Annotated in this window: 20 protein-coding genes; 10 read left to right on the top strand and 10 right to left on the bottom strand. The window is 56.5% G+C overall.

All coding sequences use genetic code 11. The features are described 5' to 3' along the window. Positions 1-224: 224 nt before the first annotated feature. The 3 genes from gmd (at position 225) to ACYVHC_RS14870 (ending at position 3,523) form a co-directional block, all read left to right on the top strand. Positions 225-1,337 carry a GDP-mannose 4,6-dehydratase gene (gene gmd / locus ACYVHC_RS14860; protein WP_460614553.1) on the top strand — a complete coding sequence of 371 codons (1,113 nt, stop codon included), beginning with the start codon at positions 225-227 and terminating at the stop codon, positions 1,335-1,337. Between the two features lie 118 nt (positions 1,338-1,455). Then, positions 1,456-2,406: a GDP-L-fucose synthase family protein gene (locus ACYVHC_RS14865; RefSeq protein ID WP_460614554.1), complete on the top strand. Its 951-nt coding sequence runs from the start codon at positions 1,456-1,458 to the stop codon at positions 2,404-2,406. Positions 2,407-2,476: 70 nt separating this feature from the next. Then, entirely contained in the window at positions 2,477-3,523 is a 1,047-nt protein-coding gene (locus ACYVHC_RS14870) for a glycosyltransferase family 2 protein (protein ID WP_460614555.1), read from the top strand. A 90-nt stretch (positions 3,524-3,613) separates the two neighbouring features. On the opposite strand, the gene ACYVHC_RS14875 is transcribed toward ACYVHC_RS14870, so the two are convergent. The 9 genes from ACYVHC_RS14875 to ACYVHC_RS14915 all read right to left on the bottom strand — a co-directional run bounded on the left by ACYVHC_RS14875 (position 3,614) and on the right by ACYVHC_RS14915 (position 14,584). Further along, the gene (locus ACYVHC_RS14875) at positions 3,614-4,981 is read right to left on the bottom strand and encodes a PLP-dependent aminotransferase family protein (protein ID WP_460614556.1); all 1,368 of its coding nucleotides are present in this window, start codon (positions 4,979-4,981) and stop codon (positions 3,614-3,616) included. 29 nt (positions 4,982-5,010) lie between these two features. Then, positions 5,011-6,339: a DUF4910 domain-containing protein gene (locus tag ACYVHC_RS14880; protein ID WP_460614557.1), complete on the bottom strand. Its 1,329-nt coding sequence runs from the start codon at positions 6,337-6,339 to the stop codon at positions 5,011-5,013. Between the two features lie 100 nt (positions 6,340-6,439). Continuing rightward, complete coding sequence (locus tag ACYVHC_RS14885) at positions 6,440-7,771, bottom strand: methyltransferase domain-containing protein (RefSeq protein ID WP_460614558.1); 1,332 nt, start codon at positions 7,769-7,771, stop codon at positions 6,440-6,442. 45 nt (positions 7,772-7,816) lie between these two features. After that, the gene (locus ACYVHC_RS14890; protein ID WP_460614559.1) at positions 7,817-9,160 is read right to left on the bottom strand and encodes an NAD(P)H-dependent oxidoreductase; all 1,344 of its coding nucleotides are present in this window, start codon (positions 9,158-9,160) and stop codon (positions 7,817-7,819) included. 117 nt (positions 9,161-9,277) lie between these two features. Next, the gene (gene rfbC, locus ACYVHC_RS14895; RefSeq protein WP_460614560.1) at positions 9,278-9,838 is read right to left on the bottom strand and encodes a dTDP-4-dehydrorhamnose 3,5-epimerase family protein; all 561 of its coding nucleotides are present in this window, start codon (positions 9,836-9,838) and stop codon (positions 9,278-9,280) included. 82 nt (positions 9,839-9,920) lie between these two features. Next, positions 9,921-11,015 (bottom strand): NAD-dependent epimerase/dehydratase family protein, encoded by a 1,095-nt coding sequence (locus ACYVHC_RS14900; protein ID WP_460614561.1) that lies wholly within the window; start codon positions 11,013-11,015, stop codon positions 9,921-9,923. A gap of 131 nt (positions 11,016-11,146) precedes the next feature. Beyond that, positions 11,147-12,037, bottom strand: a complete 891-nt coding sequence (rfbF, locus tag ACYVHC_RS14905) for a glucose-1-phosphate cytidylyltransferase (RefSeq protein WP_460614562.1) — start codon at positions 12,035-12,037, stop codon at positions 11,147-11,149. A 252-nt stretch (positions 12,038-12,289) separates the two neighbouring features. Further along, complete coding sequence (locus ACYVHC_RS14910) at positions 12,290-13,072, bottom strand: WecB/TagA/CpsF family glycosyltransferase (protein ID WP_460614563.1); 783 nt, start codon at positions 13,070-13,072, stop codon at positions 12,290-12,292. A 108-nt stretch (positions 13,073-13,180) separates the two neighbouring features. Then, positions 13,181-14,584: an exopolysaccharide biosynthesis polyprenyl glycosylphosphotransferase gene (locus tag ACYVHC_RS14915; protein ID WP_460614564.1), complete on the bottom strand. Its 1,404-nt coding sequence runs from the start codon at positions 14,582-14,584 to the stop codon at positions 13,181-13,183. 753 nt (positions 14,585-15,337) lie between these two features. Here ACYVHC_RS14915 and ACYVHC_RS14920 point away from each other — a divergent pair. Next, positions 15,338-15,763, top strand: coding sequence for a Fur family transcriptional regulator (locus ACYVHC_RS14920; RefSeq protein ID WP_460614565.1), 426 nt, complete (start codon positions 15,338-15,340; stop codon positions 15,761-15,763). Positions 15,764-15,775: 12 nt separating this feature from the next. Here ACYVHC_RS14920 and ACYVHC_RS14925 read toward each other — a convergent pair whose 3' ends face one another. Continuing rightward, entirely contained in the window at positions 15,776-18,052 is a 2,277-nt protein-coding gene (locus ACYVHC_RS14925) for an ATP-binding protein (RefSeq protein ID WP_460614566.1), read from the bottom strand. A gap of 639 nt (positions 18,053-18,691) precedes the next feature. Here ACYVHC_RS14925 and kaiC point away from each other — a divergent pair. The 6 genes from kaiC to ACYVHC_RS14955 all read left to right on the top strand — a co-directional run bounded on the left by kaiC (position 18,692) and on the right by ACYVHC_RS14955 (position 24,999). Further along, entirely contained in the window at positions 18,692-20,422 is a 1,731-nt protein-coding gene (kaiC, locus tag ACYVHC_RS14930) for a KaiC family protein (RefSeq protein ID WP_460614567.1), read from the top strand. A gap of 18 nt (positions 20,423-20,440) precedes the next feature. Beyond that, positions 20,441-20,773 (top strand): circadian clock KaiB family protein, encoded by a 333-nt coding sequence (locus ACYVHC_RS14935; protein ID WP_460614568.1) that lies wholly within the window; start codon positions 20,441-20,443, stop codon positions 20,771-20,773. Between the two features lie 2 nt (positions 20,774-20,775). Next, positions 20,776-21,087 carry a thioredoxin domain-containing protein gene (locus tag ACYVHC_RS14940; RefSeq protein WP_460614569.1) on the top strand — a complete coding sequence of 104 codons (312 nt, stop codon included), beginning with the start codon at positions 20,776-20,778 and terminating at the stop codon, positions 21,085-21,087. 15 nt (positions 21,088-21,102) lie between these two features. Continuing rightward, positions 21,103-22,839 (top strand): ATP-binding protein, encoded by a 1,737-nt coding sequence (locus tag ACYVHC_RS14945; protein ID WP_460614571.1) that lies wholly within the window; start codon positions 21,103-21,105, stop codon positions 22,837-22,839. Between the two features lie 157 nt (positions 22,840-22,996). Then, positions 22,997-23,809: an alpha/beta fold hydrolase gene (locus tag ACYVHC_RS14950; RefSeq protein ID WP_460614572.1), complete on the top strand. Its 813-nt coding sequence runs from the start codon at positions 22,997-22,999 to the stop codon at positions 23,807-23,809. Next, positions 23,806-24,999: a sensor histidine kinase gene (locus tag ACYVHC_RS14955; RefSeq protein WP_460614573.1), complete on the top strand. Its 1,194-nt coding sequence runs from the start codon at positions 23,806-23,808 to the stop codon at positions 24,997-24,999. Before ACYVHC_RS14950 ends, ACYVHC_RS14955 begins: the two co-directional genes overlap by 4 nt. Positions 25,000-25,062 lie beyond the last annotated feature (63 nt).

A 25,062-nucleotide genomic window follows, 5' to 3' on the forward strand; every position in this document is an offset into this window, starting at 1 on the left:
TTTACCTTAAAAGCCCAGCTCATTCTATGAGTTGGGCTTTTTTCGTTTTAAGCCGCCCTAGTACGCAACGCATTAGCAGAAGTTCGGTTTTCATGATTAAATAAAAAGAATAATTATTTTCACAAATAGTGTTGTATTCATGGAATAAAATACAATAATTTGTCGCTAAAGTTCTACATAAACCTTCGGCACCTTCTGTGTTGTAACACTCTTACTTCTTCCTCATGAAGCGCGCACTCATTACAGGCATCACGGGCCAGGATGGCTCCTATTTGGCAGAATTATTACTTAGCAAAGGCTACGAAGTTCACGGAATAAAGCGCCGCTCGTCGATGTTCAACACCGAGCGCATTGACCATCTTTACCAAGATCCGCACGAGCGCAACGTGCGCTTTAAGCTCCACTTCGGCGACCTAACCGACTCTACTAACCTCATCCGGATTGTGCAGGAGGTGCAGCCCGATGAGATATACAACCTTGGGGCTATGTCCCACGTGAAGGTGTCCTTCGATACGCCGGAATACACCGCCGACGTAGATGGCATTGGCACATTGCGGCTGCTGGAGGCAGTGCGCATTCTGGGCCTAATGCACAAAACGCGCATTTATCAGGCCAGCACCTCCGAGTTGTACGGCCTGGTACAGGAAGTACCCCAGCGCGAAACCACGCCGTTTTATCCTCGCTCGCCTTATGCCGTGGCCAAGCTCTACGGTTTCTGGATAACGGTAAACTACCGCGAAGCCTACGGCATGTATGCCTGCAACGGCATCCTGTTTAACCACGAAAGCCCGCAACGGGGCGAAACCTTCGTGACACGCAAAATCACCCGGGCGGCCGCGCGCATTGCCCTGGGGTTGCAAGACAAACTCTACCTAGGAAACCTGGACGCCAAGCGCGACTGGGGCCATGCCAAGGACTACGTGGAAGCCATGTGGCGCATGTTGCAGCAAGACACACCTCGCGACTACGTAGTAGCTACCGGCGTAACCACCACGGTTAGGGAATTTGTGCGCCTGGCGTTTGCGGAGCTGGGCATTGAGGTAGGCTTTAGCGGTGATGGCGCCGCCGAAACCGCCTTTGTAGTAGCCTGCCACAACCCCGATTATCAGTTGGCCATTGGCCAGGAGGTAGTAGCCGTTGATCCCGCTTACTTCCGCCCCACGGAGGTAGAGCTGCTCATCGGGGACCCAACGCGGGCCAAGACCGAACTGGGCTGGGAACCCCGCTACGACCTACCTGCCTTGGTGCAGGACATGGTGCAGGCCGATTTGCGCCTGTTCCGCCGCGACGCTGTGCTCCTGGAAGCCGGTCACCAGATTATGTATCACGACGAATAAGACGAATAAACTACTCCTGCACTATTTAGCAACTGGCCCTGAACGGATTAACCTCTCTCCTTTCGCCTGCAATACCAAAATTCCCGTTTCTCCACTTGCTCTCTGACCAAGCCCTCTCATGGAACTGAATGCTAAAATATATGTGGCCGGCCATCGGGGGATGGTAGGCTCCGCCCTCATGCGCCGCCTGCAACAGGCGGGGTACCAGAATATCGTTACGCGTACCTCCCAGGAACTTGACCTGCGCGACCAGGCCGCTGTTGAGGATTTCTTCTCATTTGAACGCCCTGATTATGTGCTGCTGGCGGCGGCCAAAGTAGGCGGTATTGTGGCCAACAACACCTACCGCGCCGACTTCCTCTACGATAACCTAATGATTCAGAGCAATGTGCTGCGGGAAAGTCAGCGCTTTGCCGTCCGGAAGCTGCTGTTTTTGGGGTCGTCGTGCATCTACCCCCGCCTGGCGCCTCAACCCATCAAGGAGGAATACCTGCTGACGGGCCCGCTGGAAGCCACGAACGAGCCCTACGCCATTGCCAAAATTGCCGGCCTGAAGCTGTGCGAAGCCTACCGGGCGCAGTATGGCTGCAACTTCATCACCGCCATGCCCACCAACCTGTATGGTCCCGGTGATAACTACGATGTAACCAACTCGCATGTGCTGCCGGCCCTGCTGCGCAAGTTTTCAGAAGGAGTAGCTCTGGGCCTGCCGCGGGTGTCGGTGTGGGGCACGGGCACCCCACGCCGGGAGTTTCTGCACGTAGATGACCTAGCCGACGCCTGCCTGCACCTGATGCTGCACTACAACGAAGCCGAGCCGGTGAACATTGGCACGGGCCGCGACATCAGTATTCAGGAGCTGGCCGACCTGGTTTCAGAGCTAACCGGCTATGCCGGCGAGATACTATTTGATTTTTCTAAGCCCGACGGTACGCCTCGAAAGTTGCTTGATGTAAGCAAGCTGCAGAAGCTGGGCTGGCACCATTCCATTGGCTTACGGCAGGGCATTACGGCAGTGCTGCAGTCCGCGGACTGGCAGCGGGCCACTCCTCAGCCACAATTAGTGTAACTTATTGATAGTATATGCCCATGACAGCATAACTCCCTAGCATTTGTTCACCCTTCCCCTCCTCTCATCCATGTCCGTCGAAACACTCCGCCCACAACATGGTGAGAAGCGAATGGCCGAGCGTCCTGAGCTTCCCAATCTGGTACTTAGCATTTGTGTTCCTACCTATCACCGGCCTGAGCTGCTAGGCCGCGCGCTATCCTCAATCGGGGCGCTGCCAGCTGATGTAGAGATTATCGTATCCGACAACTCAACCGATAACGACCTGTGCGAGCAGAAAACCAAGCAGGTACTGGATAAGCAGCCCGCCAGCCAATGGCGCTACTTCCGGAACGAACCCGGCGGCAACATTGGCACCAACTGGACGCATTGTCTGGAGCGGGCCCGGGGGCATTACATCCTGATGCTGCATGATGATGACTACTTACTGCCTAACGGGCTGGAAACCATTGTGCGGGCCTTGCGCAAAACGCGTGAGTTGTATCATGCTGTGCTGTTTAATGTACAGGTGGTAGATGGCGAAGAGCAGCTGATTAAAGAGCAGGCCTCTAAGCGGGAAGAATATCTGGCGCCTAAGCAGGCCGTTGAGCAAGTGCTTTCCAATTCTTCCTTGGTTAGAATGCCCGCCATTGCCGTGAGCCGGGAAGCTTACTTGTCCGTTGGTGGCATTGATGTAGAGCAGAAGGATACTGATGACACGGACATCTGGATGCGGGTATTTGCGCGCTACGGTCTGTACCGGGTGCCCGAGTTTACGGCTGCTTACACGGTGCATGCCGGGGCCTTGACCATGGGCATGTTCAACGAAACGAATATTAACCTGGTGCTGCGCATTTTCCGGAAAGCGGAATGCCACCAGCTTCTCACCGATTCGGAAATGCGGATGGCGCAGGCTCGCTTTTTCCACCAGTTTATCCTGGCGGGCGCGTACCGAGCTTTGCGCCGCCGCGACATCAAGGATGCCCACCGCATTCTTCAGCTGTTCCACTTACCGGTTCTGCAGAAGCTGCCCATACCTGCCCGCTGGCTTTCGGTACGCCTGGCGCTGAGCGGCCTGGTACGCCTGACGCTTCCGTTCTCCTCGCCCTTGCTACCAAAGCTTCGGTCATCGTTTTAAACCGGGCTGCGTCAGACAGCTACTAAAGCAGGAAGGCCACCATAAAACATGGTGGCCTTCCTGCTTTAGTAGTTATTGGGGGCTAGTGTGTTAGTTAAACCGACGATACACGGACAGCACCGGCCGGCTGTGCAGGTATTTCTCCACGCCTTCATCCAGGGCCTTGCGGTACACTCCCAGTACTTCGTGCAACCGCTCCAGTACGTTGTCAATCACTTCTTCGGTGTGCGAGTAGTTCACAATAAGGGAAGGCATAAGCAGCCCGCGCCGCATGGTTTCCTGCAGAAAAAGGGTGCGTAAGGCCGCCGAGTGCTGCCCCTGCGCATCGCGGGTGGTATAGATCAGGCAGCAGGGCTGGCCTAGTGCCTGCACCTGCTGGCTCAGGCCATGCTCCCGGGCCGACTGTTGTAACCCAGCTGCCAGCCGCCGCCCCACGGCGTACAGCTGGTCTACTACCGGCTCCTGGCGATATACCTGCATGACGGCCCTAGCCGCCGCCAAGGCGTGGGTTTCGGCCCCGTAGGTAGTGGAAAGCAGAAATACCCGCTCGTGCGAGTGCTCCAGGCCGCCGCGCTCCATCAGCTCCCGGCGGCCGGCCAGCGCTGCTATGCTGAAGCCGTTGCCTAGCGCTTTCCCGAACGTGCTCAGATCAGGTTGCACGCCGTACAGGCCCTGGGCGCCTTGGTTATGCCAGCGGAATCCGGTGATAATTTCGTCGAAGATCAGGACAACTCCTTCTCGGCGGCACAGGGCCTGCACCCCTTCCAGAAACCCTGGCTCGGGAGCTACTTCTTTCTCTACTTCCAGCAGCACGCAGGCTACCTGCCCCGGGTGCAGGGCCAACAGTTGCTCGAGGCTAGCTAGGTTGTTGTAGCGAAACCCCACCGTTAAGTCCCTGATGGCATCCGGAATACCAGCATGCAAGGGCGTGGAGCCGATAAACCAGTCGTCGACTGAGAAAAAGGGATGATCCTGACAGATGGCCACCAGGGGCCGGCCGGTGTAGGCGCGGGCTAGCTTCACGGCCGCGCTGGTTGCGTCGGAGCCGTTTTTGGTGAACTTCACCATATCGCCGGCCCTAGTAAACTCCAGGAACTCCTCGGCGGTTTCCAGCTCCAGCACGGCCGGGCGGCCGAAATTGCACCCCAGTGCCATCTGACGAGCCGCAGCCGAAATTACCGGCTCGTAGGCGTGCCCCAGAGTTACGGAACGCAACCCGGCGCCGAACTCAATAAACTCATTGCCATCGGCATCCCAGATGCGGCACCCAGCGCCCCGCACGATGTACGGTGCCATATGCTCCGGAAACTGATCGTCGCCTTTGGCATAGGTATGCGCCCCGCCCGGAATGGCCGCGTTAAACCGCGCCCGCAAGCTATCAGAAGCATGAAAATCAGGGCTTTGCGGTGAATCCAGCGCAGCAGCAGATTCTAAGGTAGTATAAGTGGTAGGTTCCATCAGGTGGTGGCCCTAGGCCAGGTAGCAGGTTAAAGGGGTTGCAGCAGCCCGGCAGCTTCCAGGGCAGTGGCAGCTTTATGCAGCAGCGGCAGCGGTAGCCCGGCTTGCTCCGCTGTATCTAGCAGGCTATGCTCGCCATCAGCCAGGTTCAGCACCCACAGCAGGGCCATCTGCCAGTCGGCGCCTTCCTGCCCGCCCCCGATGCCTTTGTACAGTCCCCGGCGCCCCAGTTGAGGTTCGCCATAGGGGCTCAGGTTGCGGTAGGTGCGGTTGCTTTCCAGCGCTTCGCAGATGGTAACTAGCAGGTGCAGGCTTTCGGCTAGCTGCTCGGGGCGCACAAACGCCAGGTTATCGGCGGAGGTATGGTACTCCGGAAACTCCCCGAAGGGCGTACGGGAAAGGCAGCCCACCGGCAGGTTAAACCCTGGGGAGCAGTATTGCCGCTCATCGTAGCCGTAGGGCAGCCAGGGGCGCACCGCATGGGGGGTTGCGGAGTTGCGGAGGGCTAGGGCCACGGTGCGGTCGATGGCGGCGGTGCCGCGGCGGCTTTGTTTGTAGGTGAAGTTGCCGGGGCCACCAAGCAACGCCAGCACTAGGCCGTGCCGGATGGCCGCCAGATTTTCAGCATGCTGGCTCAGCCACACAATGGCCCCAATGGTGCCGGGCGCAAATACAAAGCGGTACGTAAAGCGCTGGGGCCGTTGGGCCAGCTCCCGCGCCAAAAACACGGCCGTCACTAGCCCCGACAGGTTATCATTGGCGAGGGACGGGTGACAGCAGTGGCACGAAAACAGCACTTCCTCAGAGGTAGTGCCGGGCACCACCAGCTCGGCATAGGTTAAGGCGCCGGCCTCGTCCAAGGTGCTGTCAATGCACACTTCGTAGTACTCGTCCTGCAACTGGTCGCGGGCGTGCTGGCTAAGGCAAAAGCCCCAGTTCGGCTGATAGTAGCTGGTTCGATACGGAATAAGGCTGGGCTGCTCTGGCAAAGAAAACAGGTGTTCCTCCAGCTCTGCGCGCGAAAACCAGCCCGCAACTGGGGTGCTGTACTGCATCACGTGCAGGTTGTGCTGCCGGAAATCAATTACCCGCTCGCCGGCCGCATTCTTCACCCAAGCATCCCGGATGTTCCACTCAGCCGGCACTTTCCAGTCGAGGGCGGGCGTGCCGCTCGGCACTTCATGAATCTGTAAATCAGGCAGGTACTCCTGTAGCACGGCCAGCGTCTGCCGGACCCCATTGCCAGTAATGCTGCGGCAGATAGGAAAAAGTCGTTCCAGCAGGGCATACATAGCCGTTGCAGGAGCTGAGGTTAGCTCCTCCACAGTAGCAGAGGCAGGCGGCACAACAGAAGCCATGGAAAGGGTAACGAAATTGGTAGACTTGATAAACTAACACTAGCCCTTGCCAGCGCCCAAACCCGGTAGTACCGGTTCAGGCGGCGGCAAGGGCTAGGCGCTAGCAGTACACCTTCACTTCTGGAATCGGCACGACAAAGCGGCCGCCCCACTCCCGGATGTCCTGCATCTGCTCCATGATTTCTTCCCTCAGGTTCCAGGGCAAAATCAACAGGTAGTCGGGCTGAGTTTGGCGTATCCGGTCTGGGTGGCAAATGGGAATGCGCGTGCCCGGCAGGAAATTGCCTTGTTTATGGGGGCTGATATCCACCGTGTACTCCAAAAAGTCGGTCCGGATACCACAGTAATTAAGCAAGGTGTTGCCTTTGCCGGGCGCTCCGTAGCCCACTATGGACTTCCCTTCGCGCTTGGCTTCAATCAGAAATTCGAGAAGCTTGCGCTTCGTTTCCTTCACCTTTTCCTCGAAGCCGCTGTAATACGAAAGCTCTGTAACCCCAATAGCCAACTCCCGCTCCCGCAGCTCGGTAACGTGGCTAGTTACCGGATGCGACGCGTCGTGGGTGTGGCAGGCATAAATGCGCAGCGAGCCACCATGCGTCGAGAGTTCTTCTACATCGAAGAGGGTAAGGCCATGATGCGCAAAAATGCGCTCCACGGTATAGAACGACAGGTAGCTAAAGTGCTCGTGGTAGATGGTATCGAACTCATTGCCTTCCATCAGGCGCAGCAGGTGCGGAAACTCCATGGTGATGGCGCCACCCTGCTTAAGCAGGATTTTCATTCCAGCCACAAAGTCGTTAATATCCGGAACGTGAGCCAGCACGTTGTTGCCCAGCAGCAAATCGGCTTTGCCTATCTGCTCGGCTACGTGGGTAGCGGTTTCGCTGCCAAAAAACCTGACCAACGTGTTGATGCCTTTGGCTTGGGCGTAACTGGCAATGTTGCCGGCTGGCTCAATCCCGAGTACCGGAATATCTTTCTCCAGAAAATACTGCAGTAGGTAGCCATCATTGGAGGCAATTTCCACTACTAGGCTTTCCTTGTTTAACTCGAAGCGCTCCGTAGCCATTTCGGTATAGCGCTTGGCATGGCGCAGCCAAGAAGCCGAATAGGAGGAGAAGTACGCGTACTCGTTCTGGAAAATTTCTGCCGAGGTTACAAACGTATCCAGCTGCACCAGAAAGCACTCCCGGCAAACACGTGCGTGCAACGGATAGAAAGGCTCCGCCAGGTTGAACTCATGGGGGCGTACATGGTGCTGGCACAAGGGCGAAGTACCCAAGTTAACCAGCGTAACATCGAGCGGAGTACCACAAAACCGGCACGGGCTAGCTGGCGGCACCAGGGGCTCAGGCGGTTGCTCCAGCAAGGTAAACGGCACATGAGGAGCCGGAACAGCCGGATGATGGTTAGCAGGGAGATGTGAGTTCATGACGGAGTAAGAATTAGCGATACATAGAAAAACAGTAAAACCTGGTTACACAACGGGCTGGGATCTGGCCACTTGCTCTACTTGGCTGGCCGGGTGATGGAAATAGGCTTCCTGCTCGCGGCGCAACCTATCAATTAGGCGGCCTTCCGGAAGTAGTACATCATCATAGGTAAGCACTTGGTCCTGGGCAATATTGTGGCGCAGGATGCACCCCTCGGCTACCCCAATGGGCAGTAAGTTTTCGCGGCGGGTAACAGCGGCATTTTCGGCCAGGCCGTAGGTGTGATAGTGCCCGATGCCATCCAGCACCTGCCCGGCCTGCAGCGGTATTTTAGCGGCCGCGACCACCTCCACGCACATGGAGCCGGCAGGAGCCAGAGCAGCATCCTGAAACAGAACAGCGCGGGCTACTGTGGTGGGCGTTTCGAAGTGGCACAGGTGATACGGCGTATAAAAGCAATACAGTGGCCCGTCGCCTAGCTTGTACAGCTTCAGGTAGTGCTGCTGGATTGGATCATCAATGGTACCTAGCACAAATACGCCGGGTCCGGGCTCCGCTCCTACCACGTAATCTACAATGCCGGGCCCGCCATTGAGCAGCAGCTCATGCGGATACCAGTCTGCGGCTTTGGTTATGGATGTACCTGGCGCTACGGTGGGCCGGAGCATACCACGGCGGGCCACTTGCATGCCCAGCGCATTGGCAATTACGGCCTGCTCAAAGCTGATTTTACTACCATCGGCAAAGCTGGTAACCATGCTCGGGTTCTGGCCCCACTGCTTGGCAAAACCTTCCTGGGTAGTGGGGTTGCGGTACGGGTCGTGGAGGCTTTTGATGTTGCCGCAAAGCACCGGCGTGATGCCCAGGCCTTTCACGAAGCGCGCCAAGTTCAGGGTTACGCCCGGCTGGTCGCCGTCCGACACAGTGTATATTACCCCGGCCTGATCAGCATATACCTTCAGAATAGGACCTACCGTGCCATCGAGCTCGGCGCCTAGCACCACCACGTGCTTACCGTGTTGAATGGCCTCCAGCACTACGTACGCGCCGTATTCCACGGCACCCGTCACCTCAATAATGGCTTCAATACCGGCGGCCCGGCTGAGCAGCAATGGGTTATCGGTAATGGCGGGGCGGCCCTGCGCAATGCAGGCTTCCAGCTCAACCTCTGAGTTTACTTCCACCACATCCATCGCGCCGGCCTCGGTATAGGCTGCGCGCGCTTTTCCCAACGTGCGGTTGGCAATCGCCACTAGCTCCATGCCCGGCACATACCGGCAGATTTGCCGCGCTATACCACGGGCCATAAAGCCGGCACCAACCATTGCCACCCGAATGGGGCGGCCTTCGCGCTGACGCTTTTGAAGCGCCGTATCTATGATGAGCATACTTCTAGAGCATAACGAGGGGAGGGAGTTGGGAAAGGGCTGACTAGGTATCAAACTGCACTTACCTGAGGTTGGCCGGCCTGCTGCCCCTAGTAACTTCAGGTGGGCACCGGCAGGCTATGGCGTTGACTCTACTGCGGCCGGAATTTTTAAATCGAAATCTGGCAGGTTCTGGTCTTTTTCTGAAATAATGGTGGGCGCCAGGGGCCAGCGAATACCAATGGCCGGATCGTTCCAGCGGATGCCCCGCTCGTACCCAGGGGCGTATTTGGCCGACACCTGGTAGCTGACATCAGAATTATCCTGCAGGGTAATGAAGCCGTGCGCAAAGCGCCCGGGCACAAACAGCATCCGAAACGAATCAGCGGTGAGCTCAACGCCCAGCCACTGCCCATATGTTGGCGACTCTTCTCGCAAATCCACAATTACATCATAAATAGCGCCGCGGGTGCAGCGCACCAGCTTGGTTTCCTCATAAGGAGGCAATTGCAGGTGCATGCCGCGCAGTGTACCCCGGCGCGGATTCGCGGACACATTGGCCTGCACCGGCGGCATCAGGATACCGTGTGCGGCAAACTCATCTTCGCACCAGGAGCGTGCAAAAAACCCCCGATCATCCGCCATCCGGTCTACATCAATAATGAAAGCGCCCGGCAGCTCGGATTCAGTGAAAATCATAGGTAGTGCTGGTTGATGTAGGAGGTCGGGATGAAAGGCAGGATAGTAGCGGGGGCGGTTGGTAGGCTCTGGCGAGACGAAATCAGATTAGGGCGGGAACCGGCTGCAGAATTGGGTGCGAAATGGCGGCTGTCGCCCAGGCTAGGCTGTCCGTCAGCTCGCTTGAGGCGCGGAAGCCCGTGAGAACTTTGAGGCGCATGAGCTCAGAAGAGCGGAAAGCGGAGTCGCGGAAGTTCATGCGAAGCAGTCCGTCGCGCAGCTCGGCAATGGCATCGGTGAGGGTGCGACGGGGCTGGTGCGCGGGCGCTAGCTCCCGGTATAGGCTAAAGTCAACCCGATACGAGCGTTTATCAGGCGGCGCGGCGGCATTGAGGCTTACCTGGGTTCCGGGCAACGCTTCAGCCACCGCATAGGCCAGCTCCTTCACTTGGTAATTCCACTGATCAGAGCCGGTGTTGATAGCCAGGAAATTGCCACCAACCTCGGGCGTGCGCCCAATGGCCCACTCAATAGCACGCGCCATATCCTCTACATGAATGAGCGGCCGCCAGGGCGTACCATCACTGAGAATACTGATTTCGCCGGCCGCTACGGCACCAGCCACAAAGTCGTTCACCACTAAGTCAAGCCGTAGCCGGTCGCTCCAGCCGCAGGCCGTGGCAAAGCGCAGGCAGGTAACCGTGAAGGCATCGTCAGCTAAGGGGCGCAGGTCCTGCTCGCTAAATACTTTGGAGCGGGCGTAGGCCGTTAGGGGGTTCAGGTCCGAGGCCTCGGTTTTGGCCCCTTCACCCCCAGCTCCATACATGCTGCAAGAAGAAGCAAATACGAAGCTACGTACGCCCGCTGCCTTGGCCTGCCGCGCCAGCTCAATAGTGGCCCGGTAGTTTACATCCAGCGTAACCTCCTCGTAAGTCTGCCCCATGGGGTCGTTGCTGATGGCAGCTAGGCTCACGACGGCATCTACCTCCTCCAAAAGCCCGTGCGGCAAGAAGCGGACATCACCGAAAATTTGCCGATCCAAGCGCGACTCCGGCAGACGCTGGGCCCCGGTCAGGCAGTGGGCAAAATACCCCATATCATAGCCAATAAGCTCGGCCTGTGGAAATTGCTGCCGCAGGTGGCGCACCACGCCTGGCCCCACATAACCCATGTTTCCGGTGATAAGAATGCGGTGCATAAAGGGAGGTTAGTTTTGAAAAAAGCAGTACTCAGACTAGCGAAAAGCGGGCATAAGGGTTCAGCCACGGGCCAGCTTCTGGCCCGTAGCCAGGCTAGCGCAAGCACTTTTTACCTGCGTAGGAGAGGAAATTAATCGGCCGGCATGATGGTTGGAGCCGCCACCAGTTGATCAAGGGGTGCCTTTACCGGCGTATTCAGAATGTCAGCCAGTACGGGGTCCGCGACTTTTGCTTTGGCCGTATCATCCCACACTTTCCAGCTGGCTTTGCCTTGCTGCCACATCTCTTCCAAGATGTTTTTATCGCGCAGCGTATCCATCGGCTGCCAGAATCCGGCGTGACGGTAAGCCGCTAGGTTACCGGCGGCGGCCAAGCGCTCAAGCGGCGCTTTTTCCCACACGGTATCGTCGCCGTCAATGTAATCGAACACGGCTGGCTCCAGCACAAAGAATCCGCCATTAATCCAGGGCGTTTCGCCGCCTTCGGGCTTTTCAGTGAAGCTGGAAACCATGCTGCTCCCATGCTGGAGGTTAAACACCCCAAAACGACCAGGCTGGCGCACTGCCGTAAGTGTGGCCAACGCGCCCTGCTCGCGGTGGTAGCGGATAGACTCTTTGATATTCACGTCCCCTACCCCATCCCCGTAGGTTAGGCAGAAGGTTTCATTATCGAGGTACTCGCGGACGCGGCGCAAGCGGCCACCGGTCATGGTTTCCTGACCGGTATCCACCAGCGTCACAGTCCAGGGCTCGGCGTGGTTACGGTGAATCTGCATCTCGTTGCGGTCCATGCGGAACGTCACGTCGGAGTTATGCAGAAAATAGTCAGAGAAATACTGCTTAATCATGTGGCCCTTATAGCCGCAGCAAATCACAAAGTCGTGAATGCCGTGGTGAGCATAAATTTTCATGATATGCCACAAAATTGGCTTGCCGCCAACCTCCACCATAGGCTTGGGGCGTACACCGCTCTCTTCGCTAATGCGGGTGCCATAGCCGCCCGCGAAAATCACTGCTTTCATAGGGTTACAGATAAATAGGGAGGTAGTGAAAGAGGAGCCGACGAGAAGTACTCAGTGTACTATTTCTAGATTTATCTACTGATCTACAGTTGCTGAAATATACTATAAATTATAACCTTGTCAATAAATTTTTTAACTTTTATTTAATACTGTTAAAAAATTAGTCATAATTATCCTTACAAAGCCACTTTTGAGCCTCCTAATCAGCCTCACAGAATAGTCCTAGCGTTGCGTTAGGCAGTTGCCTCCGTTTCAGACGGTAGCGCGGGTTGCTGGGCGGCCGGCTAGCAGCGCCAGTGCCCGCCGGGAGAGCATATACACAAACCGGGTATTGGTTACTAGGTAGCGGCGCCACAAGCGCCTTGGTTCCAGCCACAAGCGGTACGCCCACTCCAGCCACAAGCGGCGGGCCCACACCGGCAGGCGCTGCTCTAGGCCGGCATATACCGGAAAGGCCTGCCCCACGCCCAGCATGCAGGCCCTAACCTGACCTTGATGCGTGGCCATCCAGCGTTCCTGCCGCGGACAGCCCAAAGCTACAAACAGCAGGTCGGGGTCGGCGGCGTTGATGGCGGCTACCTCCGCCGCATCCTCTTCGGGGGTAAGGGGGCGGAATGGGGGCGAGTGAACGCCTGCAATGCGCAGCGTGGGCAACTCACGGCGGGCCCGGGCCACCATGGCGTTCAGCACCTCGTTGGTAGTACCATAAAAGTACACCGACTGACCGCTTTCGGCGGCGGCTTCTAACAGGGCAGGTAGCAGATCCATGCCGGCAACCCGGGGTTGGGCCTTGCCTTCCGCGTTAAACCAGCCAACCGCCGCCGCTACGGGGCTGCCATCTGGCGCGACGATGGCCGCGTTAGCCAGAATCTGCTGAAATTCAGGGTCGCGCTGGGCTTCCACTACCATGTGCACATTGGCAAAGCACACGTACGCCGACACCCGCATGGCGCCCAGCTTCAGAATGGAGGTTACAAAATCAGTGGGCGTGCCAGTTGAAATCCAAGAATCCAGGACGGGTAGCTTTGGTAGCATAAACGGTGCTTCGGACGGTAAGAGAAGGAAAGTCAGAACTCGGGAGAGCCAGCACAGCGTTCTACACCCCTGCTTGCAGCTCCCAAACGCTTGGTACTCAGGTGAAGCCTAGTAGGCGTTCTTCTCCCCTTTCACCATGTTCCAGACGGTCTGGCCAATGATCTTCATATCCAGCCCAAACGACCAGTTTTCTACATACTTCAGGTCGTACTCCACGCGCTTTTCCATGGTGCCGGCTTCGCGGGTTTCGCCACGGTAGCCATTTACCTGGGCGTAACCCGTGATTCCGGGCGTTACGGCGTGGCGCATCTGGTAGGTCCGGATGTGCTTGCTGTACTCTTCCAGCTGCGAAATCATGTTGGGGCGCGGCCCTACCACCGACATGTGGCCCATCAACACGTTAAAGAACTGGGGCAGCTCATCGAGGTTGTATTTGCGCAGGTACTGGCCCACGCGCGTAATCCGCGCATCGCCTTTGGTGGCTTGCAGCTCAGTGCGGCCGTGGTCAGAGCGCATGGTGCGCAGCTTGTAGCACGGGAATAGCTGATTCCGCTTACCAGGACGCATCTGCTTAAAGAACACCGGGCCCGGCGAATCTAGCTTGATCAGGATGGCAAGAACGGTGAGCACAATCGGGAAAACCCCCACAATAACCAGTAGCGAGAAGGCAATGTCGAACAGGCGTTTCAGCAGCAGGTTGGTGCGAATACCAAGCGGCTCGTGCCGGATGGTAAGGATGGGCATATGGTCGTAGAAATACACACTCACGTCTTTACGGACAGTTCCCCGGAAGTCGGGGACGATACGGAAGGAAAGGAAATGGTCGTCCGCAAAGCGTGACAGGTCTTCAATAAGCTGGCGGCGGTCGAGCGGCATGGCGAAGTAGATTTCATCGACTTGCGCGCGCAGGCAGTAGTTTTTCAGTTCTGAGAGTCGGCCCCGAACCAGGGAGTGCAAGCCTTCGGGCACTGAGGTGAGGTTATCAGTAAAGAAGCCCATGAATTGGTTGGCAATCGGGTCATGCGACTCCAGGAAACGGTAGAGTTCCTGTCCGCTGGCGCCGGCGCCCACAATCACGAAGCGGCTGCTGGGGCGGGCCACATGGCGGTGGTAGGCCCGGTAAAAGAACGTAATCAGGAAACGGCCACTTACCACGCCTGCTACTGAGAGGCTATAGACGGAAAACAGGTAATCAGAAGGCAGCCAGTACATTTTTAGCGCTACCACTCCGATAAGCACTACCCCAGCATGCAGCAGAAAAGTGCGCATCAGGTACATGAGCTTCTCGGGGTACGTGATCAGCTTATCCGTACGGAAAATGTTGGCGAAGCGCCCAGACAAAATCCACCAAAGCAACGCGAAAATGGCGTAAAAGAACGGGTAGTACCCACCAAAAAACCAGGTACCCTGCACCAGAAAACCCGCTACCCGGAAAGCTCCGAAGATAAGCATTACATCTACCAGCGGCAGAATAATGCTCGATGCATCAGCGTAGTGTCTATAACGTTCCATAGAGAGCAGTTGGTAACAAACGTAAAACGTGACAGCACAGGTGGTTTACAGGTAAGAGAAAGCTCAGGTGCACAAAGAAAGCAATTTTTATACTTTAAACAATAATAATTATGATTTTATTATTCAAAAATTATAAAAGTAATACAATCAATCATACGACAATCGGGTATACAAACAGGCCATTGGCGTATATAACGCTACATATCAAGGGGTTGAACTTCCTTTTAGAGAAGCATTTACCGAAACAACCACACCTTGCCCTAATGCATATAGGCTGGTACTCGTGCCGGATGGAAATGTTACAAAAAAAGATAAAAAATATTACATTATATATCAGTTTCTCTATACAGCATCGGGAAACCCACCACCAATACAGCTAGTCCTGGTCATAATTCGGACTTAAGCAGGTTGGGCTCCCGTAAGGGGCTAGCAAACAGCTGTAAGGCAAGCATTGGCTAGGCGTTACTTGCTACAGAACGCAGAAAAACGTCAGGCCTTTACTTTTGAGTGCAAGGGACTATATAGAGTCGCTTAAATGTTTTGCGTAATTTTAGCCGACCGGCTGTTACAGGTGTGTGTCTGCCGGTAAGAGCAACCTGTTGCAACAGGGCCCTGGCTGATCGGCTAGGGCCTTTTTACTTTTTCCCTGCAAGGACTTGGTCTATTAGTCTGGCTTCTGCCCCTTCCGGATGTGCGGATCTGACCATCTGGTGAGTTTGGCGTCAGTTTCGACCTAGTATCTTTGCGGGCATTATGACAAGCACTGAGCGTATTTCCCAGACCCTCTCCAGACATGGCCTCCGCCAGACGCCCATGCGGCGCGCGGTGCTGCAAGTGCTACTTGAGTCTGCTTTTGCGCTTTCCGGCCATGAAATAGAGCAGCAACTAGGCGGCGACACCGACCGGATTACCCTTTACCGCACGCTTAAAACCTTTGAAGAAAGCGGGCTGATTCACCGCGTTATCGATACCAGCGACACGGTGCGTTACGCTTCCTGCTCCGTGGAATGCAATGTGCACGCCCACTTTGATAACCATGTGCACTTTAAGTGCACCAACTGCCAGCACATTTACTGCCTAAACCAGATTGCCATTCCCGCAGTAGTACTTCCAGCGGGTTTTGAGGCCGCTACGCGCAACTACCTGCTGGCCGGCACTTGCCGGGAGTGCCAGGCCTAGCAAGCAGCCACCTCAGGAGGCTTCAGAGGCTGCTAACTCTGCGGGCAGGGCCCGCAACACCCGCTCTATTACCAGCCGAAGGGCCATAGAAGCACCCTTGACTTGGGCGGCTTCCTGCTCATCGGGGTGTTGGCGCGTGAGCTGCTCCAGCTGCACCAGCAGTGGTGCCGCCGGCGCTATGCCCAAGGCCAGCAGGCTGGGCTTGATGTGGTGCACCAGGCGAGCCACTTCGGGCCAGTTCTCGCTGCGGGTTGCCGCGCGCAACAGCTCCAACGACGCGGGCATGTTCGTCAGAAAGGACCGGATGATGCTGTACACAAAAGTGCTTTTGCCATGCGAAAGGTTGTGCAGGGAGGTCAGATCATATGGCGCCGGGGCCAGCACATTCAGCAGCTTGGCATACAGATCCTGCTCCTGGAAAGGCTTGGCTACGCAGTCGTTCATTCCGCAGGCCAGGTAACGCTCCGTATCAGCCTGAAATGCGTTGGCCGTGAGGGCCAGAATGGGGACTGACGCGCGACGCGGGTCAGGATGGTGGCGGATGGCCGTTGTTACGGCCATGCCGCTCATGCCGGGCATCTGGATGTCCATCAGCACGGCGTCGTAGGTTTGACTCTCGAAGCAGGCTAGTCCGGCCGTACCATCGGGCGCCTCATCCAGCTCTATTCCCCACTCTTCCAGCAGCATGCGCGCCACTACGCGGTTTATCTCGTTGTCTTCTACCAGCAAAATACGGCGGCCGCGCAGGGCGCCGGTGTCGTAGGCAGGTTCCTGCTCAAGCGGGGTTAGCTCCACGGTGCGGGGTAGCGTCAGCTGGAAGGCGAAAGTACTGCCTTGCCCCAGGGTGCTGCTAACAGTAAGCTTGCCGCCCATTTGCTCTACCAGCGCCCGACTGATGGACAAGCCCAAACCGGTTCCGCCAAAGTGCCGGGCGGTATCTGCGTAAGCCTGCGTGAAGTTCTCGAAAATGCGCGTCACCTTGTCCGGAGCAATACCTACGCCCGTATCCGTCACGCGGAACTCCACGGTAAGCGTAGAGGCAGTTTCAGCTAGCAGGTAGCCCCCCACGGAAATGTGGCCGTTGGCAGGCGTAAACTTCACGGCATTGCTCACCAAGTTCAGCAGAATCTGATTGAGGCGGTGCGGGTCTCCTACTACCCACGGGTATGGGCAGGAGTTACGCAGCGGCGTGCCCACGAACTCAATGCCCTTTTCCTGGGCCTGCAGAGCTAGCGGCTGCAGAGCCTGGCTGATGGAGTCGCAAAGGTTAAAGGCTTCCCGGGCCAGCTCCAGCTTGCCCGAGGAAATCTTGGCCATGTCCAGCACATCGTTAATCACGCCCAGCAGGTGCTGGCCTGAAGACCGAATGATGCCTAGTAATTCGCGCTGCCGCTCGCTTAAGTTGGTTTTGTTGAGCTGGTTGGCCATACCCAGTACTCCGTTCAGCGGCGTCCGGATTTCGTGGCTCATATTGGCCAGGAAGTTTTCCCGGGCCCGGGCCGCTACCGTGGCGTTTTCGGTGGCCTGCTTCAGCTCCGTAATATCGGTGCTCACGCCCAACACGTGGGTTTCGCCGCCATCCCAGGCCAGAGGCTGCTTAATCGTCTGCAACCACCGGGGCTCTCCGTCCGGCAGCATCAGGGGTTCTTCCACGTAGACTTCCTTGCCGGTAGCCAGCACCTGCGCGTCAGTAGCATCGTAGGAGGCTAGCTGCGCGGCCTGAATGGCAGCCGTTTCGGGGGAAGGCGTTTCGTTGAGCAGGCGATTGCTTAGCTGAATAGTGGCCCGGTTACGGAAAACGTAAGTCCCTTGTTCATCCCGCACATACACCAAGATGGGCAGCGCATCGAGCACCTGCTGCACAAACGCCTGCTGGGCCGCTTGCCGCTGCTGGGCCATCACCCGCTCCGTTATTTCTACCAAGTACAGATTCACATACTGCTCCTCCGGAAAAGGCACCACACATGCCGAAAAGTAGCGGCTGCCAACCTGCAGCTCATACTTGCTTTCCTGGCCTGAAACCAGCCCATTCATGGCCCAGCCAAAGCACAAGTCTCGTCCAGCCTCCAGCTCTTCTTCCGACAGCTCACTGGCCAATAACTCCGCCGCGGGGTTAGCATACAGGCGTTTCCGAGCGGGGCCCAGCCGATAAATTGGATTCGGGTTCTGCTCCGGAATGCGGGCTAGCATCCGTTGCTCTGCCAAAGCAGTGCGCAAAGCCAATATTTCAGCGTGCGCAGCGGCCAGCGAGTCAGGCAAAGCGTCGGAAGAAGGAAAAGTGGAATCCATAAGCCAAAGAAAAGCAGCTGCGGATGCGCATGTAAAGAAGGAAGTACACGCATCCTGACTATAAAGATCGTACTAGTTGAGCTTGCTACGCAACTTCCGAATCGGCTTTGACCCGGCAAGAAGGATAGTAGCCCGCAACAGGACTACAGCAGTTATGGCAGTTGGGCTATTGGAAAGGGGTAGCGCAGCCGGCAACCACCCCAAAAATTATTCCGCAAACCGCTTGCTGCCTGCCAATGCTCCTATTAGTGGCAGCGCCTGTAGTATTCCCATCGTGAAGGCACCAAGAAGATGTCAATCTGCTACTCGGTTTCCCATTTTGGGTTTATTAGTTGCTGGGTGAGTTTTGCGCGGCGCCCATGGCTTGGCAGCTTTACGGCAGTCACCAGGCTAGTAACCTTTCAAGAACCCGGCCTCACTTCCTGTTCAGCTACCCGCGCAGAGGCTCAGTTACTCAATCTGTTGCCAAGTTCATTCGCTGTCAGCCGCAATGCTTACTGTTCAGCTTCTGCCTCAGCGTCTGGGGGTTGGCGTAGTAGGCTGGGGCAGGCAGTGCAGGGCTTGGATGCTCCTGCCCGGCGGCTGGGCTCAGACCATTCCTGCAGAAAGCACGTACCTTTAGTTCAAATCTGTTTCTGCATGCAAGCACCCGTCACTTCTTTTGCCCCTACCCCTTCCGCACTACCCAAGGCCCCCACGGGTGTTGAAGGCCTGGATGAAATTACGGAAGGTGGCTTCCCGAAAGGCCGCCCAACGCTGGTGTGCGGCAGCGCAGGTTGTGGCAAAACGCTGCTGGGTATTGAGTTTCTGGTGCGCGGCATTCAGGACTACAACGAACCCGGCGTGCTGATGACCTTCGAGGAAACCGCCGATGAGCTGGCAGCCAACGTGACCTCCCTGGGCTTCGATTTGCCGGGCTTGCAGGCCCAGGGCAAACTCAGACTCGACCACGTGCACGTCGACCGGTCTGAGATTGAGGAAACCGGCGAATACGACCTCGATGGTCTGTTTATTCGCCTGGGCTACGCCATTGACTCCATCGGGGCCAAGCGCGTGGTGCTTGATACCATTGAGGCGTTGTTTTCGGGCTTTCCTAACCAGGGAGTACTGCGCTCCGAAATCCGGCGGCTGTTTCGCTGGCTGAAGGATAAAGGCGTTACAACGGTGATAACGGCGGAGCGTGGCGACGGCTCCCTCACGCGCCAAGGCCTGGAAGAGTACGTTTCCGACTGCGTAATTCTGCTTGATAACCGCGTTATCGACCAGATTACCACCCGGCGCCTGCGCATTGTGAAATACCGCGGTAGCACGCACGGCACCAACGAGTACCCGTACATCATCACGGAAGATGGGTTTTCGGTAATACCTGTTACCTCCTTAAAGCTGTCGCATGAGGTTTCAGACAAGATTGTTTCTACGGGCATACCTGCCCTCGACGACATGTTTGGTCGCCGTGGGTTGTATGAGGGCAGCAGCATCCTGATAACGGGCACGGCCGGCACCGCTAAAACTACGCTGGCCTCTGGCTTTGCCAACCAAGTTTGTAAAGAAGGCGGCCGCTGCCTGTTTTTCGCCTTCGAGGAGTCGCCGCAGCAGTTGGTGCGCAACATGCGTTCCGTGGGCATTGATCTGGCCCCCTGGATAGCGCAGGGCAAGCTGCACATTGAAGCTTCCCGGCCCACGCTCAACGGCCTGGAGCGCCATCTGGTAACGCTGCACAAGCTCATCGGCGAGTTCAAGCCGGATGCCGTCGTCATCGACCCCATCAGCAACCTAATTACGGTGGGCAACATTGCCGAAGTGCGCAGTATGCTCACGCGCCTGATTGATTTCCTGAAGCTCCACAACATCACGGCCGTATTCACCTCCCTAATCAGTGGGCGCAACCTACAGCAGGAAATGACGGAAGAAGGCGTTTCGTCGTTGGTGGATACCTGGATAACCGTCCGCGACCTGGAAGGGGTAGGCGAGCGGAACCGGGGCCTTAGCATCCTGAAGTCGCGCGGCATGAGCCACTCCAACCAAGTGCGCGAGTTCATCGTTACCGAAAATGGCATCCAGTTACTTGATGTGGTAATCGGACCTAGTGGCATCGTGACCGGGGCAAGCCGCCACACCCAACAAATGATGCAAGAGGCGCAACTGCTGGCGGCCCAACAGGATGCTGAGCGCAAGGACCGGGAGCTGGAACGCAAACGCCGCGTACTGGAAGCCACCATTGCCAATTTGCGCACCAATTTTGAGTCGGTGGAAGAAGAGCTGCGGCAGATTAATGCAGAAGAGCAGCTCCGCCAGCAACAATTCACCAATACCCGCAACCAGATTGCTAGGAACAGCGAACTGGAGCAGCCCTCACCCACGGCCGACTAACCTTTTATGCAAGACGGTATGAGGACTGAAACCACTGCCCTGGACCCTTCCCAGGACCACGAAACCTGGGAGCTACGCTTGTATGTAGCTGGCCAAACGACTAAATCCGTTTCGGCGCTGGCCAACCTGAAAAAGTACTGCGAGCAGTACCTGAAGGGACGCTACCAGCTGGAAGTAATTGATTTGCTGCTTCATCCGCAGCTAGCCGAAGGCGACCAGATTCTGGCCATCCCGACCCTAGTGCGCAAAGTACCAGTCCCGATCCGCAAAATCATCGGCGACTTATCTAACCAAGAGCGTGTATTGGTAGGGCTGGATATACGTCCGTTGGAAAGCAAAGAGTTGCGCTAGGCATGATAGCGCACGAAACGCCTTCGCCACCGACAGCTGAGTTTGTACTGCACTTGTTTATCACGGGCGCAACCCCCAACTCCACCCGAGCGGTACGCAACATCAAGGAAATATGTGAGCAGCACCTGCAGGGGCGCTACGAGCTGCACATTGTTGACATCTACCAGCAGCCCACCCTGGCCATGCAGGAGCAGATTATTGCGGCCCCCACGCTAATCAAGAAGTTCCCGCTGCCGGTACGCCGCCTCATCGGCGATTTATCGGAACGCAGCCGGGTGCTAGTAGCCCTAGGCCTTGCCTCCTCTGCCTCCTAATATAGCTTAGCGGCCATGCCTGACCACTCCGCTCAAACGCATGAGAACCTGGCTCTTGAAAATGAAGAGCTACGCTACCGCCTGCAGGAAGCGGAAGAACTAATTACCGCCATCCGGACTGGAGCCGTGGATGCGCTGGCCGTACAAGGCACCGATGGCCCCCAGATTTACACGCTACAGAGCGCTGACCAAGGCTACCGCACCCTCATTGAACAGATGAATGAAGGCGCAATGCTGCTAAGCGAAGACGCAACCATTTTGTACTGCAATGCCTGCCTGGCCACTTGGATGGGTAAGGCCCTGGAAGAAGTTATCGGAGAGTCCTTTGCCCGCTTTATTCCAGTTGAGTCGCACACGTACTGGGACATGCTGGTAGCTAAGGGCTGGACGGGCAAGTGCAAAGGCGAGCTGGCCCTCCGCGTTGCCGATGGCTCCCAGCTGCCGCTTTCAGTTTCCATGAACGTGCTCACGTTTAACGAAACGCCCGTGCTGGCTGTCATTGCCACGAGCCTTTCGGCCCAGGAAGAAATCAAGGTTATTCGGGCGCAGGTAGCCGAGCAGAATGTGCTGCTGACGCGTAAAAACCAGGAGCTTCAGGAGCAAGAAGAGGCTAGGCAACTGGCAGAACGGGCCATTGCTGAGGCGAATCGTATGCTGGAAGGCATTCCACAAATTGCCTGGACCGCTGACCCAGCTGGCCATACGACGTATCTGAATCAGCGCTGGTTTGATTTTAGCGGCCAGCAGCCCGATGCGCTATCTACTTTACAGTGGAACAAATACATGCATGCGGCCGATTTACCGGCTGCCCAGGCCCGCTGGCAGGAGTCGTTGCGCACTGGCCAGCCCTTCGAAACTGAGTTTCGGTTCTGGAACAAAACGGGCGCGTTCCGCTGGATGCTGGGCCGAGCCCTCCCCTCGCGCAGCTCTGAGGGCGAAATTATGCAGTGGATTGGCACCTGCACCGATATTCATGAGCACAAGCTGGCTCAGGAGCGTATCGACCACGCCCAGCGCCAGCTGCAGGAAAACAATGAACGGCTCACGCGCGTCAACATCGACCTAGACAACTTTATTTATTCAGCCTCGCACGACCTAAAGGCGCCCATCAACAACATTGAAGGCCTGCTGCATGCGCTTCTCTCAGAGCTGCCCGCTAGTACTTCGCAGCACGAGCAGGTACAGCCTATTCTGCATCATATGCAGGATTCCGTGGATCGGTTTAAGCGCACCATTGAACACCTAACGGAAGTCACTAAGCTCCAAAAAGAAAACGACCAGCCCATTGCGCAGCTGGATGTGGCCGCCATCGTGCACGAAATACTGCTGGATTTACAACCCCTGATTGTAACCTCAGAAGCCCAGATGGAGATAGAGCTACCGGCGTGCCCGGCCATCCCTTTTTCAGAGAAAAACCTGCGCAGCGTGGTGTATAACCTGCTCAGCAATGCTCTCAAGTACCGCTCACCCGACAGGTCGGCGCATGTGCGGCTGCAACACCGCGTGGTGGATGGGTACACGGTGCTGGACGTGCACGACAATGGCCTAGGCCTGAATCTGACCAATACTACCAAGCTCTTCACCATGTTTCAACGCTTTCACGACCACGTGGAAGGCACGGGCATTGGCCTCTACATGGTGAAGAAGATTATGGAAAATGCCGGTGGGCGGATTGAGGTGATGAGTGAGCTAGGGCGCGGCTCTACTTTCTCGGCGTATTTCAGACAAGAGGCTAACAACGGCTCAGCTTAAGTACTGCCCTACTAGGTAGCTTTTTCCGGCAAACCTTCTGGTAGCTCCGTCGTGCGGCAACATCCTCCTACCTACCACTCGTACAGTAAAGTATGAGACTGGATGGTCGGCGGTAGCTAGGCAGAATAGAGTGTCTTCAGTTCCTGATTTCCCGCATATGGATGTTTTAAAGCGCAACAACGTCACAGTTTCCGGGTCAGGGGAACAGGCCATCATGTTTGCCCACGGTTTCGGCTGCGACCAGCGCATGTGGAGGCTGGTAGCGCCAGCCTTTGAGGCTGAGTACCGGGTAGTGCTTTTTGATTTGGTAGGCGCGGGCAACTCTGATTTGGCTGCCTATGACCCCGACCGCTACAGCTCCCTTTCGGCTCATGCCGACGATATTCTGGAGGTAATTCAGGCGCTTGGCTTGGAGCAGGTAATATTCGTAGGGCATTCGGTTAGCGCCATGACGGGCGTGTTGGCTGCCATCCGGGAGCCAGCCCGGTTTGCCAAGCTCGTGCTGGTAGCGCCGTCTCCGCGCTTCATTAATGATATTGGCTATACTGGTGGTTTTGAGAAGACCGATATTGAGGAGCTACTCGAGGCCATGGACAGCAATTATCTGGGTTGGTCGGGCGCTATTACGCCGGTAATCATGGGCAACCCTGATAAGCCGGAGCTAACGGAGGAACTGCACCAAAGCTTCTGCCGCACTGAGCCCTCTATTGCCCGTCACTTTGCCCGCGTCACGTTTCTAGCCGATAACCGAACTGACCTGCCCCTGGTTTCTACGCCTTGCCTTATTCTGCAATGTGCTCATGATGCGCTAGCCCCCGTAGCAGTCGGAACCTATTTGCAACAGCAGCTACCGCACAGCCAGCTAGTAATCCTCAATACCTCAGGCCACTGCCCGCACCTGAGTGCGCCGCAGGCTACCATTGCCGCTATTCAGCAATTTCTGGCTTCCGCCCCGCTACCAGTATCATGAGTGTGCCGGAAGATGAACTGCTGCCGGAGTTGGACCTGCGCCTCACGCAAGAAAACCTGGATGACCTTTACGAGCATGCGCCGTGCGGGTATTGCACTTGCCTGCCCGATGGCACCCTAGTAAAATTAAACCAGACCCTGCTTACATGGCTAGGCTATGCGCGCCAAGAGTTAATAGCCCGGCACTGCCTGCAGCAGCTCCTAACCGTTGGCGGACGCCTGCACTACGAAACGCACTGCTCTCCGCTGCTGCTGCTGCAGGATCAGGTTCGGGAACTGAGCTACCTGCTTCGCCGCAAGGATGGCACTACCCTTCCGGTTCTGATGAACGCCACCCTGATTCGCGACAGCAACTCGGAGCCTCTGCTGATTCGCGTAACCCTGTTTGATATCACCGAGCGGCGCAAATACGAGCAGGAACTGCTACGAGCCAAAACCCAGGCTGAGGATCAGCGCGAGGAGCTGGCTCGCGCCAACGCCCAACTAATTCTGCAGAACGAGAAATTAGTTCGGATTAACTCTGACCTGGACAATTTCGTGTACACCGCCTCGCACGACCTAAAACAGCCCATCCACAACATGACGGGCCTGTTTGCAGAACTCAAGCGCACCACCACTTTCCATGATCCGGACGCGCCCGGCATGGTATGCATGTTTGAGAAGGCCCTACAGGAAATCTTGAGCACCATTGAGAGCCTGACGGAGCTAGTACAGATTCAGCGGCAGCTGGAGCAGGTGCCAGCAGAGCTTATTGAGTTGCAGCCCTTCACGGAGGAAATCATCAGTAGCTTGCAGCCCCATTCACCCCAGCCGGAGCCTCACATTGAGCTGCTTTTTGCTGCAGCTCCTACCCTGCGCATTGCACGGGCCAGCCTGCACAGCATCCTATATAACTTATTGAGCAACGCCCTGAAGTACGCCGAGCCCCATCGGCCACTACACATAAAGCTAACCACCCACCAAGAGGGCAATACCTTTATCCTCCGCATCCAGGACAACGGTCGTGGTATCAATATGGAGCGATATGGGAGCGAGCTGTTTCAGCTGTTCCGGCGATTTCATCCGGAGGTACCTGGTTCCGGCATCGGGCTATACCTAGTAAACCGACTGGTACACCAGGCAGGCGGGCATATAGAAGTAGACAGCGTAGTAGATCAAGGCACTACCTTCCAAATTCATCTACCTCAATAGAAGACATTCGTTCAAGCAACGACACGCACATCAAACCGCTAAACTGCGGAGCAGAATGCGCTA

The organism is Hymenobacter seoulensis, assembly GCF_054780535.1.

What these genes read in the sequence shown, in the direction of transcription:
- ACYVHC_RS14940 (WP_460614569.1), top strand. Translation starts at nt 20,776, where the DNA reads ATGATAGCGCACGAAACGCCTTCGCCACCGACAGCTGAGTTTGTACTG.
- ACYVHC_RS14865 (WP_460614554.1), top strand. Translation starts at nt 1,456, where the DNA reads ATGGAACTGAATGCTAAAATATATGTGGCCGGCCATCGGGGGATGGTA.
- kaiC (WP_460614567.1), top strand. Translation starts at nt 18,692, where the DNA reads ATGCAAGCACCCGTCACTTCTTTTGCCCCTACCCCTTCCGCACTACCC.
- ACYVHC_RS14950 (WP_460614572.1), top strand. Translation starts at nt 22,997, where the DNA reads ATGGATGTTTTAAAGCGCAACAACGTCACAGTTTCCGGGTCAGGGGAA.
- ACYVHC_RS14920 (WP_460614565.1), top strand. Translation starts at nt 15,338, where the DNA reads ATGACAAGCACTGAGCGTATTTCCCAGACCCTCTCCAGACATGGCCTC.
- ACYVHC_RS14945 (WP_460614571.1), top strand. Translation starts at nt 21,103, where the DNA reads ATGCCTGACCACTCCGCTCAAACGCATGAGAACCTGGCTCTTGAAAAT.
- ACYVHC_RS14915 (WP_460614564.1), bottom strand. Translation starts at nt 14,584, where the DNA reads ATGGAACGTTATAGACACTACGCTGATGCATCGAGCATTATTCTGCCG.
- ACYVHC_RS14910 (WP_460614563.1), bottom strand. Translation starts at nt 13,072, where the DNA reads ATGCTACCAAAGCTACCCGTCCTGGATTCTTGGATTTCAACTGGCACG.
- ACYVHC_RS14885 (WP_460614558.1), bottom strand. Translation starts at nt 7,771, where the DNA reads ATGAACTCACATCTCCCTGCTAACCATCATCCGGCTGTTCCGGCTCCT.
- ACYVHC_RS14875 (WP_460614556.1), bottom strand. Translation starts at nt 4,981, where the DNA reads ATGGAACCTACCACTTATACTACCTTAGAATCTGCTGCTGCGCTGGAT.
- rfbC (WP_460614560.1), bottom strand. Translation starts at nt 9,838, where the DNA reads ATGATTTTCACTGAATCCGAGCTGCCGGGCGCTTTCATTATTGATGTA.
- ACYVHC_RS14900 (WP_460614561.1), bottom strand. Translation starts at nt 11,015, where the DNA reads ATGCACCGCATTCTTATCACCGGAAACATGGGTTATGTGGGGCCAGGC.
- ACYVHC_RS14870 (WP_460614555.1), top strand. Translation starts at nt 2,477, where the DNA reads ATGTCCGTCGAAACACTCCGCCCACAACATGGTGAGAAGCGAATGGCC.
- gmd (WP_460614553.1), top strand. Translation starts at nt 225, where the DNA reads ATGAAGCGCGCACTCATTACAGGCATCACGGGCCAGGATGGCTCCTAT.
- ACYVHC_RS14925 (WP_460614566.1), bottom strand. Translation starts at nt 18,052, where the DNA reads ATGGATTCCACTTTTCCTTCTTCCGACGCTTTGCCTGACTCGCTGGCC.
- ACYVHC_RS14890 (WP_460614559.1), bottom strand. Translation starts at nt 9,160, where the DNA reads ATGCTCATCATAGATACGGCGCTTCAAAAGCGTCAGCGCGAAGGCCGC.
- ACYVHC_RS14955 (WP_460614573.1), top strand. Translation starts at nt 23,806, where the DNA reads ATGAGTGTGCCGGAAGATGAACTGCTGCCGGAGTTGGACCTGCGCCTC.
- rfbF (WP_460614562.1), bottom strand. Translation starts at nt 12,037, where the DNA reads ATGAAAGCAGTGATTTTCGCGGGCGGCTATGGCACCCGCATTAGCGAA.
- ACYVHC_RS14935 (WP_460614568.1), top strand. Translation starts at nt 20,441, where the DNA reads ATGAGGACTGAAACCACTGCCCTGGACCCTTCCCAGGACCACGAAACC.
- ACYVHC_RS14880 (WP_460614557.1), bottom strand. Translation starts at nt 6,339, where the DNA reads ATGGCTTCTGTTGTGCCGCCTGCCTCTGCTACTGTGGAGGAGCTAACC.